This is a genomic window from Chryseobacterium sp. CFS2, assembly GCF_036543225.1.
Lineage (GTDB): Bacteria > Bacteroidota > Bacteroidia > Flavobacteriales > Weeksellaceae > Chryseobacterium > Chryseobacterium culicis_A.
This window is the reverse complement of sequence record NZ_JAZHQU010000005.1, coordinates 118,197-136,042: the sequence shown is the minus strand read 5'-3', so window position 1 is coordinate 136,042 and position 17,846 is coordinate 118,197. Positions and strand designations below refer to the sequence as shown.

17 protein-coding genes and 6 tRNA genes are annotated in these 17,846 nt (G+C 36.6%); 1 reads left to right on the top strand and 22 read right to left on the bottom strand.

What is annotated here, in order from left to right; all coding sequences use genetic code 11:
- Window positions 1-282: 282 nt before the first annotated feature.
- The 8 genes from ODR02_RS13355 to ODR02_RS13320 form a co-directional block, all read right to left on the bottom strand.
- Window positions 283-1,305: a hypothetical protein gene (locus ODR02_RS13355; protein ID WP_209785930.1), complete on the bottom strand. Its 1,023-nt coding sequence runs from the start codon at window positions 1,303-1,305 to the stop codon at window positions 283-285.
- Window positions 1,298-2,995 (bottom strand): APC family permease, encoded by a 1,698-nt coding sequence (locus ODR02_RS13350; RefSeq protein ID WP_309513097.1) that lies wholly within the window; start codon window positions 2,993-2,995, stop codon window positions 1,298-1,300. Before ODR02_RS13350 ends, ODR02_RS13355 begins: the two co-directional genes overlap by 8 nt.
- Window positions 2,985-5,363, bottom strand: a complete 2,379-nt coding sequence (locus ODR02_RS13345; protein ID WP_309513098.1) for a hypothetical protein — start codon at window positions 5,361-5,363, stop codon at window positions 2,985-2,987. The genes ODR02_RS13350 and ODR02_RS13345 overlap by 11 nt, the downstream gene beginning before the upstream one ends.
- Window positions 5,354-6,097 (bottom strand): hypothetical protein, encoded by a 744-nt coding sequence (locus ODR02_RS13340; RefSeq protein WP_309513099.1) that lies wholly within the window; start codon window positions 6,095-6,097, stop codon window positions 5,354-5,356. The genes ODR02_RS13345 and ODR02_RS13340 overlap by 10 nt, the downstream gene beginning before the upstream one ends.
- On the bottom strand, window positions 6,070-7,203 hold the full coding sequence (locus ODR02_RS13335) for an AAA family ATPase (protein WP_309513100.1): 1,134 nt from the start codon (window positions 7,201-7,203) through the stop codon (window positions 6,070-6,072). The genes ODR02_RS13340 and ODR02_RS13335 overlap by 28 nt, the downstream gene beginning before the upstream one ends.
- A 12-nt stretch (window positions 7,204-7,215) precedes the next feature.
- Entirely contained in the window at window positions 7,216-7,797 is a 582-nt protein-coding gene (locus tag ODR02_RS13330; RefSeq protein ID WP_209785935.1) for a DUF4919 domain-containing protein, read from the bottom strand.
- On the bottom strand, window positions 7,784-8,440 hold the full coding sequence (locus ODR02_RS13325; protein WP_309513101.1) for a hypothetical protein: 657 nt from the start codon (window positions 8,438-8,440) through the stop codon (window positions 7,784-7,786). The genes ODR02_RS13330 and ODR02_RS13325 overlap by 14 nt, the downstream gene beginning before the upstream one ends.
- Before the next feature lie 302 nt (window positions 8,441-8,742).
- Entirely contained in the window at window positions 8,743-9,132 is a 390-nt protein-coding gene (locus tag ODR02_RS13320) for a VOC family protein (protein ID WP_309513102.1), read from the bottom strand.
- 262 nt (window positions 9,133-9,394) lie between these two features.
- Between ODR02_RS13320 and deoD the strand changes: the two genes are divergently transcribed.
- Window positions 9,395-10,105 (top strand): purine-nucleoside phosphorylase, encoded by a 711-nt coding sequence (deoD, locus tag ODR02_RS13315; protein ID WP_209785938.1) that lies wholly within the window; start codon window positions 9,395-9,397, stop codon window positions 10,103-10,105.
- 60 nt (window positions 10,106-10,165) lie between these two features.
- Here deoD and ODR02_RS13310 read toward each other — a convergent pair whose 3' ends face one another.
- The 14 genes from ODR02_RS13310 to ODR02_RS13245 all read right to left on the bottom strand — a co-directional run bounded on the left by ODR02_RS13310 (window position 10,166) and on the right by ODR02_RS13245 (window position 17,663).
- Window positions 10,166-10,951 (bottom strand): TatD family hydrolase, encoded by a 786-nt coding sequence (locus ODR02_RS13310; protein ID WP_209785939.1) that lies wholly within the window; start codon window positions 10,949-10,951, stop codon window positions 10,166-10,168.
- The gene (locus ODR02_RS13305) at window positions 10,935-11,786 is read right to left on the bottom strand and encodes an SIR2 family NAD-dependent protein deacylase (protein WP_209785940.1); all 852 of its coding nucleotides are present in this window, start codon (window positions 11,784-11,786) and stop codon (window positions 10,935-10,937) included. The genes ODR02_RS13310 and ODR02_RS13305 overlap by 17 nt, the downstream gene beginning before the upstream one ends.
- Window positions 11,787-11,806: 20 nt before the next feature.
- Window positions 11,807-11,876: transfer RNA gene (locus ODR02_RS13300), tRNA-OTHER, on the bottom strand.
- Between the two features lie 4 nt (window positions 11,877-11,880).
- Window positions 11,881-13,812, bottom strand: coding sequence for a hypothetical protein (locus ODR02_RS13295; protein ID WP_309513103.1), 1,932 nt, complete (start codon window positions 13,810-13,812; stop codon window positions 11,881-11,883).
- A complete protein-coding gene (locus tag ODR02_RS13290) occupies window positions 13,799-14,308 on the bottom strand; it encodes a hypothetical protein (RefSeq protein WP_309513104.1) in 510 nt (169 codons plus the stop codon). Before ODR02_RS13290 ends, ODR02_RS13295 begins: the two co-directional genes overlap by 14 nt.
- 23 nt (window positions 14,309-14,331) lie before the next feature.
- Window positions 14,332-14,403: transfer RNA gene (locus ODR02_RS13285), tRNA-Pro, on the bottom strand.
- Between the two features lie 13 nt (window positions 14,404-14,416).
- Window positions 14,417-14,486 (bottom strand) — tRNA-OTHER (locus ODR02_RS13280).
- Between the two features lie 14 nt (window positions 14,487-14,500).
- Window positions 14,501-14,574 (bottom strand) — tRNA-Ala (locus tag ODR02_RS13275).
- 3 nt (window positions 14,575-14,577) lie between these two features.
- Window positions 14,578-14,648: transfer RNA gene (locus ODR02_RS13270), tRNA-Gly, on the bottom strand.
- Between the two features lie 8 nt (window positions 14,649-14,656).
- Window positions 14,657-14,727: transfer RNA gene (locus ODR02_RS13265), tRNA-Ser, on the bottom strand.
- Between the two features lie 10 nt (window positions 14,728-14,737).
- Entirely contained in the window at window positions 14,738-15,511 is a 774-nt protein-coding gene (locus ODR02_RS13260) for an SDR family oxidoreductase (RefSeq protein ID WP_309513105.1), read from the bottom strand.
- Window positions 15,493-16,101, bottom strand: a complete 609-nt coding sequence (locus ODR02_RS13255; protein WP_309513106.1) for a hypothetical protein — start codon at window positions 16,099-16,101, stop codon at window positions 15,493-15,495. The genes ODR02_RS13260 and ODR02_RS13255 overlap by 19 nt, the downstream gene beginning before the upstream one ends.
- 195 nt (window positions 16,102-16,296) lie before the next feature.
- Window positions 16,297-16,947 (bottom strand): hypothetical protein, encoded by a 651-nt coding sequence (locus tag ODR02_RS13250; protein ID WP_309513107.1) that lies wholly within the window; start codon window positions 16,945-16,947, stop codon window positions 16,297-16,299.
- 2 nt (window positions 16,948-16,949) lie between these two features.
- The gene (locus ODR02_RS13245) at window positions 16,950-17,663 is read right to left on the bottom strand and encodes a DUF434 domain-containing protein (protein ID WP_309513108.1); all 714 of its coding nucleotides are present in this window, start codon (window positions 17,661-17,663) and stop codon (window positions 16,950-16,952) included.
- Window positions 17,664-17,846: the final 183 nt, after the last annotated feature.

Below are 17,846 nucleotides of genomic sequence, written 5' to 3'. Positions count from 1 at the left end.
TTAATACTGCTAATTAATATTGCTAAATAATGCAATTAATTAATAAGCTAACCTTGTTGAAAATCTTTGATTTTTTTTGCGACTTAAAAAAATTATAGATAAAACTTATAAAACCTTTGCGTCTTTGCAATTTTCCAACAAAAACAGAATTGTTAAGTTATCTTTTATTTCAAGAGTTTCTTATCGTTATGGATCAATTACAATTGATTTGATGAAGCGGATGATATTTCTTTTCCAAAGAGAAATTTTTCTTTAATTTTTTAATCTTTCAATCTTTTAATATTAATTTCTAAACATTTTATTTCTTCCTGTTTTGAATCTTGAGATATCTTTCAAAATCACTTCATCATTTGGATTAAAAAACTTCAGTTCATTCACAATTTCGGATCGGGTGCTTACTTTTTCAGCAATGATTTCATAAGCTATATTTCTTGTAACGGTGTGGAGTTTTGGATCTTTCTTGAATTCATATTTCATAACGTCCAGATACGTGATTTTTTTGTGAGCCGGAGCTTTTTCATATAAATTCTGTATTTCAGACTCCAGTTTTTTAATATCAAAAATATTGGCGAAATAATTATTCAAACAGTTGAAGGCATCTTTATCTTCTTCCCATCCTTTCAGTAAAACTTTTTGAGCCTCTTCTATTTTTTCCATTTTTCTGCGGTATACCAAAGAAGCTTTTACCATCTGACTGTTTTTCACATAATCATCAGCAACCATTTGATAATAGTGATGAGCATTTTTAAGATCGTTGATTTCTTTATAGAGATCTCCTACTTTTTCTTTCTGCTCCATTTCTTTATAAAGATCAATGGCTTTTTTATGTTGCTTTGCTTTTTCATAACAAACGGCAGCATCGGATTTATTGTTCAGCTTTTTTAGGTATACTACTGCTGCTTCATTGTAGAGCTCACCATTTTCTAATGTTTTTGCTCCTCTGTAGTTATCCTGAAGGAGATTCATATAAACTCTCGCAGCTTTTTTATAATCTTTTTCAGCAATGTATTTTTCGGCCAGCTCTTCATATTTGCTCCGGATTCTGTCAAAAAGTGAGTTTTCCAGATAGAAACTGCTGCTCCCACTGCCTTTTCGTCCTGCTGAATTTCTGTTGTTTTGTTCTTTATCTTTTAAGGAAGTGATCACAATGAGGATAATAAACGCCACAATTAAGAAAATACCCAATGTTCCTGCCACACTCCAGAAACTTTCACGGAATAGCTGGGCAACAATTCCGATAATCTTAAACATCGCCAGCAACACGAATGCCGCCATAAATTTGTCTATAAATTTCTGTCTATTCATCATCATCGGATTTTAAAATGGTTTTATCTTCTCTGAAAAGACGATAAAGAAGTAACATCACAGCCATCACAAGTACCCATACAAACCAGTTGTATCCGAACATTTTCACCAGTGGATAAAATAAATACACAAGCATAACCACAAGGATTGTTATTAAAATAAATTTAATCCATGCCGGTACATTATCTCCACCAAGATGTAATGATTTATTTTTAAAGAGAAACGAATACAATCCTACTCCGGCAATCATGAGAATAACCATGTACAGAATATCTGAAACCGGAGCCTTTTTCTCTAGCGGAGTACCTTCTGTACCCAAGCCTTTTACTTTCGATTTGTCTATGGAAGCAGAAGAAGGGTCCACGATATCCAATGTCCCATAAAGTTTCCCAAGTGAATCAGCCATTAAAGCCTTTCTTTTTTTCAGGAGATATTTTACCACATCACCGTTCACGGGTTTTCCTTTGGTATATTGTTTCAGAGAGTCTGAAATTTTGCGTTTTAGTTTTTCAGTTTTTTCTTCAATATGTTTTGTAATTATCTTAGTGTAAATGGTTTTTAATGAATCTCGGCTCTGTTTTTCTTTATTCACAAGCTTACTGATATCTCTTCCTATTTCACTTACCTCTCTGCCACCTGCTTTTTTATAGTTTTCTTTGTCTTCTTTTGTTTTGGATTCTATAATTCCCGCATGAATAAGTTCCTGGGACAATCCTTTTCTCTCCTGATGATACATTGAATCTATCTTAAGATCAATTTCCGAAGTTCCGGACTGAAAAGCAATCATATCAGAAGGAGCCTTTACGGCATTGTTTACAATAGTTCCTGATGAATTATTATGTTCTTCCTGACCTGAATTTGTTTTATCTGAAGGCAGTGCAATCTTTAAAACAATAGCTACAATAATGAGCGCCCAGAATGCTCTACGAAAATTCCTCGTTCCTGCACTTTCTGTTTTCCCACCTGAACCCCCGCCAAATAATCCTTCCAGCCAGGTAAACTTACCAAAACCATCTCCTCGGGAAGTTCCCATAACATCCAGAGAGATGCCTAACTCCACAGCTCTTTCAGGATATTTTTCAATATATTGTAAATATTTCTCTATTTCTTTTTTGTTCCCGGCCATCACTTTTTTAAGGTCAAACGGCAGGCTGTTCATCCATTCTTCTTCAGTTTGTTTTGGTTGTAATGCTTCCATGACTTTTTCGTCATCTATTTCAACCGTATAGCTTTCTATTTTTTGAGGAATTGAAACGCCCTTCAGAGGTTTTCTGATGCTTTCATCTATCGTTCCGGGCTGTTGAATCAGAGCAATCCAATCAATTTCTTCAGACAGCTTTACCAATCCGAATTCAGGATGCATAATCAGAAAACGGGAATCAAGCTGTGCCCAGTCTTCCGGATTTATTTTGGGATAAAAAGTTGTATTTTCAGGAATGAAAAGCCTGTCGTCCACATTTTGAAAGTAAGCATTTCTGCCTATTTCCTGTGGAACATGGTCATTAAAAACCAGAAAACAACCATACAGCACATTGGGAATATCCGCCGGGATCGCATAAGACCTGACCTGGTTCAAACTGATTCCAAGGATTTCCATTTCCTGAAGCCATACCACAGGTGAAGAGCCTCTGATCAAAAGTCCTTTTTTGGGAAAATTATTTTTCGGGAAAGGTTTTATTCTAAGCTCCATAATCCAAAATCTGTTCTATAAACGGTTTTAAAAACCTGTCGCACATATCATCCATGGTTCTTACTTTCAACAGGGCATGCTCCGGAAGATAATATTCTGATCCTCCAAATTCCGTATAAGTTGCCAGTGATAGAAAGCCTCCCAAAGTAGAGGGAATAAAGAATTCTTCAATGCTTTTATTACTGCTTCTGAACGTCAGCATTCCCCGTGAATCGGTAATAATTTCACTTCCATCCGGAAATGTAAATTTATTTTTATTCTGCTCTGCGAAAATTTTAATATCATATTTATTTTTGGAAAAATCCAGGGTGTTTTCAGAAGCACTATATAATTCATTTCCTGAAACAACAAGATTTTGAAAGGTGTTGATTCCGATCTTATTGAAATTATTAACAATTCTCAACCCGCTTCCCTGCAATTTTGCCACTTCGGCTTCTGCTTTTATGGTATTTTTTTCAAATTCTTTTTCTTTTCCGGTAATAGGTTCTATAGAAATGTTTCCATCCATATTGATTTTATAATGGGTAGCATTGTCAGGGTGATGCAGATAAAAATTTCGTCCAAAATAAATCAGTATATAAGATTCCGGAATATTCATCCCTGTAAGATTCTGCTCAGAATATTCTCCAGTATTAAGATTAAGCTTTGAAATCAGTTTCTGACCAGGCTGATACTGACACAGAATAAACTGCTGCTGTCTGTTTTTTGCAAGAGCAAACTGTCCTTTGGGTTTTATGGAAATTTGATCAAACAGTACTTCACAGCCATGATGTGTTTTATAATAATCATAGGAATGTCTGTCATAATAATTATCGGAAAGATAAGTCTTCAGCAATTGTTTTTTTGAACTCAGAATGAAAAATTCGCCTTCATATAAGAATTTGGCAATCTTATTAACAGGTGTTGGGAATAAGATCGGATAATTCTGCGGAAGATCTGTTTTCTTTCCATTAAAGTTCTGAGCAGATTGTTTTTGCTGCGGCGGATTGGCCCACATCTCCTGCAATGGAAGTTTTATTTTCTGAATATGTTTTCTTGCTCCTTTATGATGTTTATAAAAATTAATTTCACCATCTGAAGCTGTTGTCACCAAAAACTTCAGTTTATCTCTGTTCTGATATACAACCCGCTGAATTTTCTCATCATCCATATTGTCCTGATGGGTAATGAAGAAAACTTCAATATCTTTTTGTGAATGGTGTTCATTAAAAAATTTTTCCAGAACTTCTGAAACTTCCAGCACAGGACTTACCTGGTTGAGGTTTTCCACCACTTCTTCCACTTTGTTAAGCGCAATGGGCAGGTTTGTCTGGCCTAGTGCAAAAACTTTACATTCGGAATGGGCTTTCGGATGTTTGATAATGGCTATTGCAGAAGCATAAGCCAATACTTTCGGGGTTCCCCAGTTTCTGAGGGAAGTATCAATCAGGATAATTCTTTCAAAAATATTTTCTTCAGGGGGAATTTCTCTTTGAATATAAAGGGCTTCATTATTTGCTACACGATTCATGAAAACATCATCTTCATTGGCAAATTCGGTGAGAAGCATTCTGTGAAAATCACCTTTATTGGTCATATCAGAAATCCCTCCGATAGGCTGTTCACCTGGAGAGAGATGACGCATGGGAATTTTCAGCCCGCTCCATATTCTTTTAATGAGGCTTCCTACCTGGAAGGTCTTGGGTTCATCAATTAATTCTTTGATAAAATCTTTATCCGTATTGGCCGTTGTTTCTTCTTCTACCACTTCATCTTCAAGCTCTGGCTCATCAATCAAGCCTTTCATGGCATCAATGATGGATTGTACGGTTGGAAACTTTTCGTTCAGATCCAAAGCACTCAGATCTTTTTTCAAAGCTAATGAATCAGCATCTTTTTTTTCTGCGCTTATGGCAAGCTCATGAGGTCTTTTATAGTAGATTTTTAGACTAACCTCTGCCTGAAGGATTGCTACTCTGTTATAACCATTATTAAATAAAGTCAGCAGCAGTACAATTCTGTTTTGTTTCTGTTTATAAATTTTGGGAAGGGATTCTATTTTTTCAAGAAATTCAATTTGTTTTTCCGCATTGAACTCAAAATCTTCTCCACTGTAGAAATCTACTGTACGTCTCAACGGGCCGGCAAAATCTGTATAACCATCCTGCATGGCATACAAAACCATAAGCAATGCTCCAAACGGAGGCCATCCCTGCGGTTGAAGTTCTTTCAGAATCTCCATTACATAAGGCCTGTAAGCAATGGCTCCCACTCCAGGGATGGAGAGGAGATTATTTTCATGATAACCGGAGTCACCGGGAACATCTTCATCCGTTTTCCATTCCCAAAAGTAGTTTTCATAGGACTGGAAATAAGTCTTTAATTCCATTCTCTTGATTTTTCGGTAAGACGGAATGAGCTTACGGACAGGGGACGAAAATCAGTATCTTTTATTAAAATACTATTTCCATTTTCATCCCATAACAACCATCCTTCAAGCTCTTTATTATATTTCTGCTGCAACAGCATACTTACATTTTTAAATTCAAAATCCAGACCGGCAGGCAGCAGATGTTTGCCTTTGGTCCAATAGGCTTTTCCGGGAAAGCTTAATAATGGAACGCCTATAAACAGAGCTTTATCTCCCAGTAACGTCCATTGTATTTTTTCCAGTTTAAACTTAGGCAAAGTGACGATAGTTTCTTTAATATCAGCAATGTTGCTGAGCAGAGCAATTACCGTCTGTTCTTCATCACTTTCTTTCAGTTTTATCTGAATCTGTTCCTGAATTCCAAAATAGTTTTGGTTCGAAGGAGGAAGACGAAGCTGTAATGCCTTGTCTATGGAAATCCAAAGCAATGCTGTTCTCATTTTTTTACTGGGAACTAAAGCATCTTTTCTGAATAAAAGTCCATCACGAAGTTCATATAAAATAAAATCCGGCAATTGTTGTATTTCGGGAGCTACTGCCTGTTCATCCGTAAATCCTTTCAACCAGATTGTTTTATCATCTACAGCAATCTGAACGTTTTTCCAGTCTCGGATTGAGCCCAGAAAATCTTCATCTACCCGGGGAATTTCTGCCCAGAATTCTTTTAAACACTTTGAAGAATCTTCTGCCATAAGCTTTCAATTTCTTGCTGAATATATTGTTTCTGATTCGGATTTCTGATCCACTCACAACGGGTCTGCAGATATCTCAATTTATCTTTTATTACGTTTTGTTCTTCAAAACTCAGTATTCCTTCATTCCATTTTTCCACCAGAATCTTCACATCTTTCATCACTTCTTCCGGATTGGGAGTTTTGTTATGCATTGCCTGTGGATGGGAATCCGGATGATCATCTTTCTCGATCGTTCTGTTGATAATTCCTTCCAGAATTTCAATCTGCTCTTCTGTATCCCAGATATGTTTCAACACCCATAAATCAGAAAGTACGGCTTCTGTTCTCCCACAGATCAGGGCACTTGCGGCAATCAGGTTCTGAAGTTTTACGGCTCTACGGTCTGAAATAGCAATCCCTGTATTTCTAAGACTCATAATGGTATTCAGATATACTTCATAAATGGGTTTAAGGTCTATTGTACGGCATAAGCTCTGGAGCTGCCTGATCTCATCGGCATGGATTTCCGGAACTTCTGTTTCTTCATCATTCTCCAGTTTTCTTCCGGCTAAAAGTACCTGTTGTAAAAGTTCGGGATTTACATAGTCTACATTAATTCTTACCAGAAAACGGTCAAATAATGCATTCAGTGCTTCATCTTCAGGAAGAACGTTACTTGCTCCTACAAACATCAATGCTGGTAAGTGTTTTGTTTCTTTTCCTCTTTTAAAGATCTTTTCGTTGAGGGCTGTCAGAAGTGAGTTCAAAATTGCAGAATTAGCATTAAAGATCTCATCCAGAAAGACCATTGAAGCTTCGGGCATCATTCCTTCCGTGTTGGTCAGAAGTTCTCCTTCTTTCAGTTTTCTGATATCAAAGGGTCCGAAAATCTCGTTCGGTTCTGTAAAACGGGTTAGCAGATATTCAAAATTTTTGCCGTCTTTTACTGTTTTAGCCAGAGTTCTGACAATCGCAGATTTTGCGGTCCCCGGAGGCCCGTATAAAAAGGCATTCTCTCTTGCCAAAAGGCATATTCCCAAAAGATCTACGACATCATTTTTACCTACAAAAGTATCTTTTACGTAGTTAAGGACTGTATTAAGCTGATTTATATTCTGATTCATTGATTTAAAAAATTAAAATTTCCACCACTTTTTCTTCTCGGATTTCTGTTCTTCTTTATTTTCTACCTCTTCATTTCTTTTGCTGAATGAAAAAGCCAGTCTCTGGTAAGGATCTTTAATATCGAAGTATAGCTGCGTTCCATCATCCAGTGTAAGGACATCCATCATCTTATTTCCCTCCTTGATCAGGCTTTGTGAAACATCGTGTTTATTAAAATGCTGCCTGATCAGATCTCTTTCATCGGAAATTCTTGTGATAATATAGGGAGAATCTTTGGTTCCGTCACCTGTTTTTTCAAGGCATTCAAAAATAAGCTGTGCTATTGTCATTTCAATATGCCTGCCTTTTTCATCACCCAATTCTTTGTAAGCAAAATACTTATAAATATGTGCCCTTGGGCTCAGCAGAATATTGACATTGGTATATTGTACAACTTCTTCAAATTTCCCTTCATTCAGTAAATCCTGCATGTTTTCAATATCTTCCGAATAGGGATCGTATTCCGGATCACTGAGTACCATTTCACGGCATTTCAGGAAAGTTTCTTTGGTTGGGTCGGTTAAAAATTCAAATACTTTCTCATACGTTTTCATTGTGGTCTTCGGTTATAGTTTTTAGTTCTCGCCAGAAGGCATCTTTGTGCATTCCGAATTCGGCTATTAATAGTTTATTAATGAACGGAATTTCTGCCAGTTTATAATCTTTTTTTTCAACAATTCTTTCCAGGTAGAGCTTCCGGTAGGTACTGTCTTTTAATTCTTCCTTCCAGTTCACATTCTTCAGGTTAAGATCATATCCTATTCCGGAATAGTGAAACCGGGTCAGAATATCTTCCAGCATGGCAATTAAAGGGTCTTCAGGATCTACAGAGTTTAAAGCAACAATCACCGGCGGTAAAAACCTTAATGATAAGTCTGCGGATAAAATAGAAGAAGTATCCCGGGTTCCTTTAAATCCAGGAATAAGATTTCCAATATTTTTTTCTGTATTTTCTCTGATGAGATAAAGCTGTGCACTGTGATAGAGCACTTTTGCAGCCCATACGGCAGCATCTTTGTTATAAGTCAGTTGATCGGATAGAAACTCAAGTCTTTCTTTTTCGAATTCTGTTTCAAAATAATCTCCTGCATCCGCCTCTTCCTGAGGGGAAATTTTCTGTAAGCTTGAAAAAAGAGTAATACATTCTTCCTTACGAAGCAAAAAGATCGTGTCTAAAAACGGTGACTTGGTTTCCATGATCTAACAAAAATAAAATTATTTCGTTGAGAATAAAATTTTTGTGAAGAAGATTCATGTTAAATGTGGAATTAAAGTGTTGGAAAACGCAAAGGCGCAAAATTTAATATATGTAATGTAATAAGTCGCAAAGATTTTATCTTCGATAAAATTTAATATAGTGAACTATCATTCTAATAAAGTAAATCACTAAGAAGTATCTTTGCTAAAAATCTTTGATTTTCTTGCGCCTTCGCGTTTTCCAACCCTTTCAATTATTCTGAGAAGATTGCTTCGTCGCTAAAGCTCCTCGCAATGACGGTTTAGGCTACGATTTCAATGATATTATTTTCCGGATCAAGGATTACACTTTCATAATAGCCGTCTCCCGTGGTACGTGGCTCTCCTGCAATTTGGTATCCATCATTTCTCAATATTTCTGTAAGCTCATCCACTTTTTGTTCACTGGCTACGGAAAATGCTAGATGAATGATTCCATACTGCTGGGATTTGTAAGAGTTTTCACTTTCTTTAATATCCGGTCTGGTCATGATTTCAAGACGGCAGCCATTCTCAAAACTTAAAAAGTAGGATTGAAAATTTTTAACAGGATTATGGTATTTTTCATTGGAAACCGCTCCAAAATACTTCTGATAGAACGCTCTTGATCTTTCAAGATCTCTGACCCAAATGGCAATATGCTCTATTTTCATTTTTAAAATTTTAATTATTTAATTCCTGCAAATGTAACCGCCCTGTTTCTACAATACCTGCTCCTAATTATTCTTTTATAGTTCTGTATTTGCCAGGTTATGTTTTGAATTATACAAAAGACTTTATCTCAAATCCTATTTAAAGCATTTATTGATAACATCTTATATATTCTATTGATATGAGAAGCCTTCATTGTTTCCATTATCGCAATCACGGAGACAATCTAAAAGTTATTATCTTTGCTCCATTCAAAATAACATTATGAGTATTCACATCAGTGCAAAAAAAGGAGAAATTGCTAAAGTAGTATTGCAGCCGGGGGATCCGCTTCGTGCACAGTATATTGCTGAAAATTATTTAGAAAATGCTAAACTGGTAAGCAAAACCAGAGGAATTTTTTATTATACAGGTCTTTATAAGGGTAAAGAAATCACTGTAGGAGCAAGTGGAATGGGATTCCCAAGTATCGGAATTTATTCTTTTGAATTGTTTACAGAGTACGAAGTAGATACGATCATCAGAATCGGGACTTGTGGTGCTTACAACACAGATCTTAAACTTTTTGATATTTTAAATATTGATAAAGCAGCCAGCGAAAGTACTTATGCCAAATATGCATGGGGAATTGAAGATGAAATCCTTTCTCACCAGGGGAATATCTTTACGACCATCAATGAAACGGCTAAAGAATTATCATTAAATGCTAAAGCCATCAATATCCACAGTAGTGATATTTTCTACAGAAAAGATCCTGCAACTCCGGAAATTGCTACAAAATACAACTGTCCTGCAGTAGAAATGGAAGCTTTCGGTTTATTCGCCAATGCTCAACATTTAGGAAAAAATGCTGCGACTATTCTTACGGTAACGGATATTATCCCAACCCATGAGAAAATTTCTGCTGACGAAAGAGAAAAAGCATTGAATCCAATGATGGAGCTGGCTTTGGAATCGGCAATCAAGAGTTTATAAGAACCGAAAAAGCAAATTCGCTATAAAAAAAGAGCTTTACTTTATCAGTAGAGCTCTTTTTTATAGTTTGAAAAAATTTCTGGCGGTTTCTGTAGTCTCATCCGCCACCTCAGAAATGCTGATCCTCTTCAGATGGGCAACCGTTTGGGCTACGTAAGGTAAAAAGGATGGTTCATTCCGTCTGTTCTGCATTCTGGGCATATTTTTCGGAAGCATAAAAGGAGCATCTGTCTCAATCATCATCCTGTTGAGAGGAATATATCTTATAACATCTTCCAGGTGTTTAAATCTTTTTTCATCACTGATTGCGCCTGTGAATCCTAAATAAAATCCTTTATCCAGATATGTTTTTGCTTCGTTCAATGTTCCGGTAAAGCAATGTACTACGGCTTCGGGTAATTGGGAAAGATATTCGTCTGTGATCTCATTAAACCTTTTAAATGCAGATCTTTCATGAAGAAAAAGCGGTTTATCAACTTCTATTGCAAGCTCCAGCTGAGCTTTGTAACATCTTTCCTGAATGGGTCTCGGAGAGAAATCCCGATCAAAATCCAGTCCGCACTCACCTACTGAAATCACATGATCTTGTTTCAATAATTTCCTGAGTTCATTGATACTTTCATCGTTAAATGATTTGGCATCATGAGGATGAATTCCAGCTGTTGAAAATAGAATTTCCGGATATTCTTCTGCAATTTCTGCAGATTCTTTGCTACCTCTTACGCTGGTTCCAGTGAGAATCATATGTTCTACCCCCTGATCCAAAGCGCGGTTGATAATTTCTTCGTGTTCATTATAGAACTGTTTATTGGTCAGATTAATGCCAATATCAATGTATGTGTTCATTTGTTTTTAAATTTTTTATTATTTCTTTAATCATTGTCTTTAATTGTGGTAATGCCAATGTGCTGCTTTCCCGGATTGAATAGAGTGTTTTGCTTCCCTTCAGAATATAATCGAAATAAGTATCACTTTCAGGGTTAATAAGCACAATCCATTTGGCTCTTATTTTTACTGTTTCTACAATATTGACAGGGAGTGCCGTAGATCCTGAAGTTCCGATGACAAATAAAATATCTGTGTGATCAGCAATATCATAGGCGGTATCAAAATAGTAGTATTTTTCGTTATAAGACTCATCAAACCATAATGTATGAGGTCTTAGCCAGCTTCCACATTTTTTACATTTCAAACCTTCAATATCTTCTGGTGTAAGATCTTCAGTATATTCTTTCTGCTTCACATTTTCAGGAAAGTCAATAGGTTCGCTGCATTCTTTTGAACAACGTACTTTCTGTTTATTTCCATGGATTTCATAAACTTTCTGTGTACCAGCTCTTTGATGAAGGCCATCTACATTCTGAGTGATCAGCTTACATCTCTCTCCCAGAAGATTTTCTATTTCTGTCAGTGCAAAGTGTCCTTCGTTCGGTTGTGCTTCTTCAATAAGTTTCTTCCAGAAAAGATTGTACTGCCAGACTTCTTCTGTTTCTTGTCTGAAATATTTTAATGTTCCAAATTCTTCCGGACGATGGTACTTAGTACCTTTGATCCAGATTCCATCAATGGAGCGATATGTTGGAAGACCGCTTTCTGCAGAGATTCCCGCTCCGGTAAGAAATGTAATATATCCTTTTTTTTCTTTGATAATGGTATGTAAAATTGATTGTAATTCTTCCATAATTTTTAGTTAAAAAAAATAGAAACAGACCGGGTTCGAACCGATGACCTTCCTTTGAGTGGAATATTTTTCCAGTTAAACTACTGTTTCTTGTTTATGTTTCGGCTCTCAGAAGATTAAAGTATTCTGAAGCTGTAAGAGGTCGTATTTCTCCAATAGGAGTTACTTTTTCTTTCAATTCACAGATGAGCAAATCTCCCTGTCTCTTCAAGCATTTTATATAAGGAATCAGATTACTGTGTATTCTGAAGGTAGATGCAATGGCTGTCAAGGCATCACCTTTATATCCCTCCTCTATCCACAGCCAGTGTTCTTTTTCCGTAGACGGACACCAACATTTCACTGCATAAGAATATTCTGCCCGGCTTCCCCAGATGAATACTCCCAATTTACGGTTTTCAACTTCATGCACTTCATAACGGTTAACTTTTTGGGTTAGTTTTTCATTTCCGTTTTCATCATACTCCTGGTAGGCAATTTCAATTTCTTTTTCATTGATCTTTTTGGCTTCAAGTTTTTCCATCAGATTTCCTACGCCATAATAACTGAAGCAGAACAGTTTAAAATTCCGATCTTCTGATTTAAAGAATTCTTCATATTTCATGGGCTCCACTTCCGTCCAGAGACTTTCAATTTTATCCAAAACCTGTGTGAAAAACGGAGTAGCAAAAGACTCCCATTGTCTTTCATATTCACGGGTTTCAAAATTCTGAAAGCTGCTGTGTCTTAATCTTAAGATTGCAACCAGTTTTCTCAAAGGATAACGCTTTTCCTGGAAAATATAAGGGAAAGATGTCCGTGAGACCATGAAATGATCTTTCGTAATATGCAGGTTATTATTTATTTTAAAATAAATATTTTTTGCAATATGTTCAAAGCCATCATAGGTACCGTACAAATAATTGTTGATACATTCCAATGCTGGAAACTTCAGGTCCTTCATCCTGGAATCTCCCCATTCTCCAAGATACTCCAACGATTTAAAATCTGTTGTAGGGTTCACATTATACAAAAACTGAATTTTCCCGTTAACTTTTTGAAGGTGTTCAAAACTATCGGTTTCATGGATAATCAGATCTCCTACTTCAGCAATGTTGGGAGCAACCGTATTATAGGTATTGAAAACGCCTTTCACATATCGAAGAGCATTCAAATTGCACTTTTCAGAACCATTATACATGAAATTTCCATTAATATCAGTCAAAACAGGAAATGATCCTCTGCTTCCTCCATTGAGCATTATATTACCTGATTTCTCAAGCGCCGGAAAAGTAACATAAGAACCATTTTCCATATGAATACTTCCGCTTGTTTCCTGAAGCACCGGAAATGAAGCACTGGTATTTTCAAATTTCAGGTTACCAATCAACTTCTTCAGCACAGGAAAATGATGGGTAAATTTATGCCCAATATGATATTCACTTCTTATTCTAAGCGTACCATGCACGAATTCCAGATTCGGAAATGAAACATTTCGCCCCACAATCGTAATTTTGCCACGGATTTCCTGATGAGGAATTATAATATTATCTCCAAGGATATTCATATCAAAAATACCATCTTTCAGAAGCAAATCCGCCTGAAACTGATACTGAACAGGAATAACATCTCTTGTTTTCAGCAACTTTCCATTCCTTGTATTTACCGTAGCATTCTTTACAGAAATACATCCTCCGATAGTTTCCAGGTTTTTAAAAGTAGTATCAACAATACACTTAAAATTTCCTCTGACTTGTTTAAGGTCGTTCATCACGGTATGACAATGCATGGTAAAATGACGTTCTATTGTTTCCAGTTTTGGCAATTCACAATTTTTGGCGTCAATAGAGAGGTTTCCTGTGATACGTTTCAGCTCCGGAAAACGGCATCCTTCGCCACGCAAAAGCAAGCTTCCTTGTATTTCTGTACAATGAAAGGTGATGTTTTTAGCATACACTTCTATCAGAGCATGGTCATCAAAAACAATATTCGCCCAGTCTTCTTTGGAGAATATTTTATATTTTTTTAGGGTATCAGTCGTATGCATTTTCTATCATTTGAGTTATCGGGTTATATTCCTGCTGGATATATTTTACAAAGTAATCGCTCTCTATACGGAGCATCTTATGCTCATTATGGGTTATAAAGGCATCTTCAGAAATCTGGAATGCTTCTGTAGTTCCGGCTTTAGCATAGATATGATATTCTTCTGTTTTCAACATATGCTGGTTGCTTGTTTTCTCAAGACAGTATTCTTTATAATCCTTTGCCTGTTCTGCAAGATTTTTAATTTTATTACGATAGCTTCGATTTGTTTTTCTTTCTCTCAGGGTAAGAATAGGTTCTGTCACTTTCTTTTCTCTCACTAAGCTTTCTGAGGCTTCTCTTTTTTGCTCCTGTAAAATTCTTTGTCTTTCTTTTAGCATTTCATTACTGGAAAGTTCCAACGCTTTTTCCATTGGGGTTCTTTCTTTCCATTGCATAGGTACCGGAACTTGAACTTCATCAATAATGTTCAGATAAATCAATAATTTTTTAAGCATGGTATTATATTTTAAAATGAAAGCCAAAGAGACCGGGATCGAACCAGCAACCTATCCTCCATGGATATGCTTTTCCTGATTAAGCTACTGCTCTGACTTTCTAATTAGGGAGATAAGCACGATTCGAACATGCATCGATTCCGGGCAGGGAATCGTTTTTCCGTTAAACTATTATCTCCATTGTTTATATTGGAAGTACAGCAGGATTTGAACCTGCAGCTCGTCCGTGCTGAGGACGTATTCCTTTCCTTTTGAACTATGTACTCCTGTGAACGGACAGGAATCGAACCCGCAACCTCTGGCGTGGCAGGCCAGCGCTCTTCCGTTGAGCTACCGTTTCTATGATTGGGAGATAAGCAGGAATCGAACCTGCAACTCATTTTAGCAAAATGTATTTTTCCATTTAATACTATTATCTCCGTTTGGATTTTACCAGGTGTGAACTTTATAGTTTTTCAACAAAACTCCGCTGAAATAATTTCCTTTTATACCTTCTATAACAGGGTGCAGAATTCTGGCCGCTCCATCCACAGAATCCAGTGGCGGAATGTATCCCATCTCAAACTGCTTCTTTCTAAGGCTTTCCTTGGCTCCTGTAGAAATCCATCCTACATCTACGGCACTCATATAAATCTGGTCATTTTCAAATTCTCTTGCAGACGTCAGAGTCATCATATTCAGAGCTGCTTTTGTCATATTGGTATGTGGATGAAAAACCGTTTTATTTTCGTAGCTGAAAATTCCTTCTGATGAAGTGACATTGATGATAAATTTTTCTTTAAACGCTGAGTTTTTCATCAATGGTTTCAATTCTTTGATCAGGAAATAAGGAGCAATATGATTGATGAGATTCACCTCTACCAGTTCATACATAGAAACTTCTTCCAGTGTAGAATTCCAGCTTGTTTTTTCTCTATCATCTACCGGCTGTCCAAAACGGGTAATGGCCACCTGCGTTTCTTCATGATGAGCATATTCCAATTTTGCTATTTCATTTGAGATTTCCGCCTGGTTCGGGATCAGAGTATGGACATCTTTAAATTCTACCAGTTTTTCTTTTTCACGTTTTATAATCGGAAGATAATATGCATCAGGATATTTTATGGTCTGTGCAGCATTATTGATCAGAATATCCAGCGTATCAAAATTCAATTTATAAAAGTCTATAAAATCCTGAATCGCCTTCAGATTTCTAAGATCCAAACCATATATCCAAAGTCTGTCTTTCCAGTTTCATAATCTGCCTCCTGCTGCATAAGCTCCATCGCCAGTGCCGGAAAACGGGTTGTCAAAACCAAATTGGCCCCGTTTCTCAACACCTTCAATGCAGTAGCAAAACCTACTTTCACTCTTCCTCCTGTCAGGATTACATTTCTTCCTGTAAGATTTACCGTTTCAAAACGTTTTTCATAATTTTCTCCGGCACATACAGAACATAATCTGGAATAGAAAGAATGGGCATACTGATAACTTTGATTACAGCAGTAGCAGTTTTTGGGAATCTGAAGTTTTGTGAGTTTTACTTCTTCTTTTTCATCATCATAAAAAGCAGAGACACCAGCCAATGCTTTTTGCATCAGTACCGCATTGGAATTTACAGCCAGATCATGAGATTTCATTTCAGAATAATTTTCATGACGGCTTTGTTTTTTGGCATTCTTATGAATCTTCGTAATCAGGCCTGAAAATATTTTATTATCAGGGTTCAGGAAAGGGTCTTCTTTCAGGGCATTCAAAACCTTAAGACATGTTTCCCATTCTTCGGTTGAAAATTTTTGTTCTGATTGATTCATAGCTTCTGTTTTATATCTGCAAAACTAGAAGCATAGTGCGCAATGTTTTTACGCAGTTAAAAAGAAGGTGAAAAAAGACGAAAAAAGAAAAGAGAAAATAGTTTTAAGATTAAAAAATCTGATTAATCTGTCTAATTTGCAGGCTTATGTATTTTCCCACAGATTTCACAGATGACACAGATGTTTATGCTTTATTTATTCATTGATAAATTTTTCGAGAAAGCCGATCAATTTTGTTCCTCCATGGCTCCATCGGATACCGTGGCCTTCTTTTTCCCGGACTTCAAAAACCAGTTCGTGTTTGTAGTGGAAGAAAACATTCCACCAGGTTTTATGATCAAGAATATCATGGATTTTCGCCATTACTTTCTCCTGTTTCTGCTGATTATTTCCTTTGATCTCACCCCAGAAATCGTCATCCATTCTCCCGATGTGCTTCTCCCAGGCTCTCTGTGCAATAGTAATTTCATTATTAAATGGCTCCTGACAGGCATTGATCAACATTGATTTCAACGGAGGAATTCCATTTTCATCACGAATACTTGCAGAGGTTAATCTTTGACCTAAGATATTCAGCCAATGTTCAAACGGAATGGCTTCCAGAAGTTTTGCTTTTACCTCATCGGAATGGTTACTTTCAAGAATGGTAATAAATTGTTCAAAGCTTTCCTGTCTGTTGATCTTTATTTCTTCGTTAAAATAAGGGAAGTTCCATTCCAAAGCATTTTCCTTAAATCTGTATATATTTTTTTCCAGGTTTTCCAGATGTTCTTTTACTAAAACGGATTGATATTGATCTTTCCAGGCTTCGGAAAATAGGTAAATATAAGGTTCAAACAGATTCATACTTATTTCGTTTTGATGAGGTTAACAGAAATATTTTCTTCTGTAATCAAATATCCAATCAGATTAAACCATTCTTTACAGTGATCCAGAATCCAGGCATCTGAGGAAATGATGAGTTCCGAACTCTCCGCCAAAAATTTATCGGGATTGTATTGCAGGTCCGCTTCCCAATTGAGCTGGTGCTGCTCCGCAAATTCAAGAATACTCTGTTTGATTCTTCCGCTGTTGGAAACCGGTTTATCAAAAATCCATACCAATTTCTGGATCTGCTTTTTTTGATGAAAAGCAGCCACCAATTCCATTGCTTTCAAGGTTTGATTAACTCTTTTATAAGTGCCATGAACTCCGGAAAGATCACGGATACAGCCATCCAACCCTTCAAAAATATAGGCTTCCGAAAGCAGACTTTCCAGCAAGATCAGAACATTAAAACCGTCAAGATAAATTGTTTTTCCATTTAAATCAGATGCTTCTAAGTGTTTCAACTCTCTGTTGTGAAGCTGTACAGCAGATGCGGATGCTCCACGCAGAGCCTGTATCTGGCGGGTTTTCAATCTATATCTGTTACCCACAAGATCAGAAGCCGCTTTTTCCGGGTACTCTCTGGTCAGCAGATACTTCATATCTTCAACAGCCAGTTTCAGCTTATTGATCTGTTTCTCCGAACCGAAAAGGGTATCATCACCAGTATTTTTTCCGCGGTTTCTGTTATTCATACTCAAAAATAGAATTTTTGGTGAATTTTATGGCAGAAAATTTATTTTATTGGTGAAAGTCAGCAACCATAACCACCCCGTCACAAATTCTTTGAATTTTTGCTACCCCTCCAGAGGAGGGGAATTAAGTACCACTTTTAGCAGCATTTGTTTACAATATCATTTTTCTCATTCTGAATCGGA

Coding starts and splice junctions, on each gene's coding strand:
- ODR02_RS13355 (WP_209785930.1), bottom strand. CDS start 1,305: ATGAATAGACAGAAATTTATAGACAAATTTATGGCGGCATTCGTGTTG.
- ODR02_RS13350 (WP_309513097.1), bottom strand. CDS start 2,995: ATGGAGCTTAGAATAAAACCTTTCCCGAAAAATAATTTTCCCAAAAAA.
- ODR02_RS13345 (WP_309513098.1), bottom strand. CDS start 5,363: ATGGAATTAAAGACTTATTTCCAGTCCTATGAAAACTACTTTTGGGAA.
- ODR02_RS13340 (WP_309513099.1), bottom strand. CDS start 6,097: ATGGCAGAAGATTCTTCAAAGTGTTTAAAAGAATTCTGGGCAGAAATT.
- ODR02_RS13335 (WP_309513100.1), bottom strand. CDS start 7,203: ATGAATCAGAATATAAATCAGCTTAATACAGTCCTTAACTACGTAAAA.
- ODR02_RS13330 (WP_209785935.1), bottom strand. CDS start 7,797: ATGAAAACGTATGAGAAAGTATTTGAATTTTTAACCGACCCAACCAAA.
- ODR02_RS13325 (WP_309513101.1), bottom strand. CDS start 8,440: ATGGAAACCAAGTCACCGTTTTTAGACACGATCTTTTTGCTTCGTAAG.
- ODR02_RS13320 (WP_309513102.1), bottom strand. CDS start 9,132: ATGAAAATAGAGCATATTGCCATTTGGGTCAGAGATCTTGAAAGATCA.
- deoD (WP_209785938.1), top strand. CDS start 9,395: ATGAGTATTCACATCAGTGCAAAAAAAGGAGAAATTGCTAAAGTAGTA.
- ODR02_RS13310 (WP_209785939.1), bottom strand. CDS start 10,951: ATGAACACATACATTGATATTGGCATTAATCTGACCAATAAACAGTTC.
- ODR02_RS13305 (WP_209785940.1), bottom strand. CDS start 11,786: ATGGAAGAATTACAATCAATTTTACATACCATTATCAAAGAAAAAAAA.
- ODR02_RS13295 (WP_309513103.1), bottom strand. CDS start 13,812: ATGCATACGACTGATACCCTAAAAAAATATAAAATATTCTCCAAAGAA.
- ODR02_RS13290 (WP_309513104.1), bottom strand. CDS start 14,308: ATGCTTAAAAAATTATTGATTTATCTGAACATTATTGATGAAGTTCAA.
- ODR02_RS13255 (WP_309513106.1), bottom strand. CDS start 16,101: ATGAATCAATCAGAACAAAAATTTTCAACCGAAGAATGGGAAACATGT.
- ODR02_RS13250 (WP_309513107.1), bottom strand. CDS start 16,947: ATGAATCTGTTTGAACCTTATATTTACCTATTTTCCGAAGCCTGGAAA.
- ODR02_RS13245 (WP_309513108.1), bottom strand. CDS start 17,663: ATGAATAACAGAAACCGCGGAAAAAATACTGGTGATGATACCCTTTTC.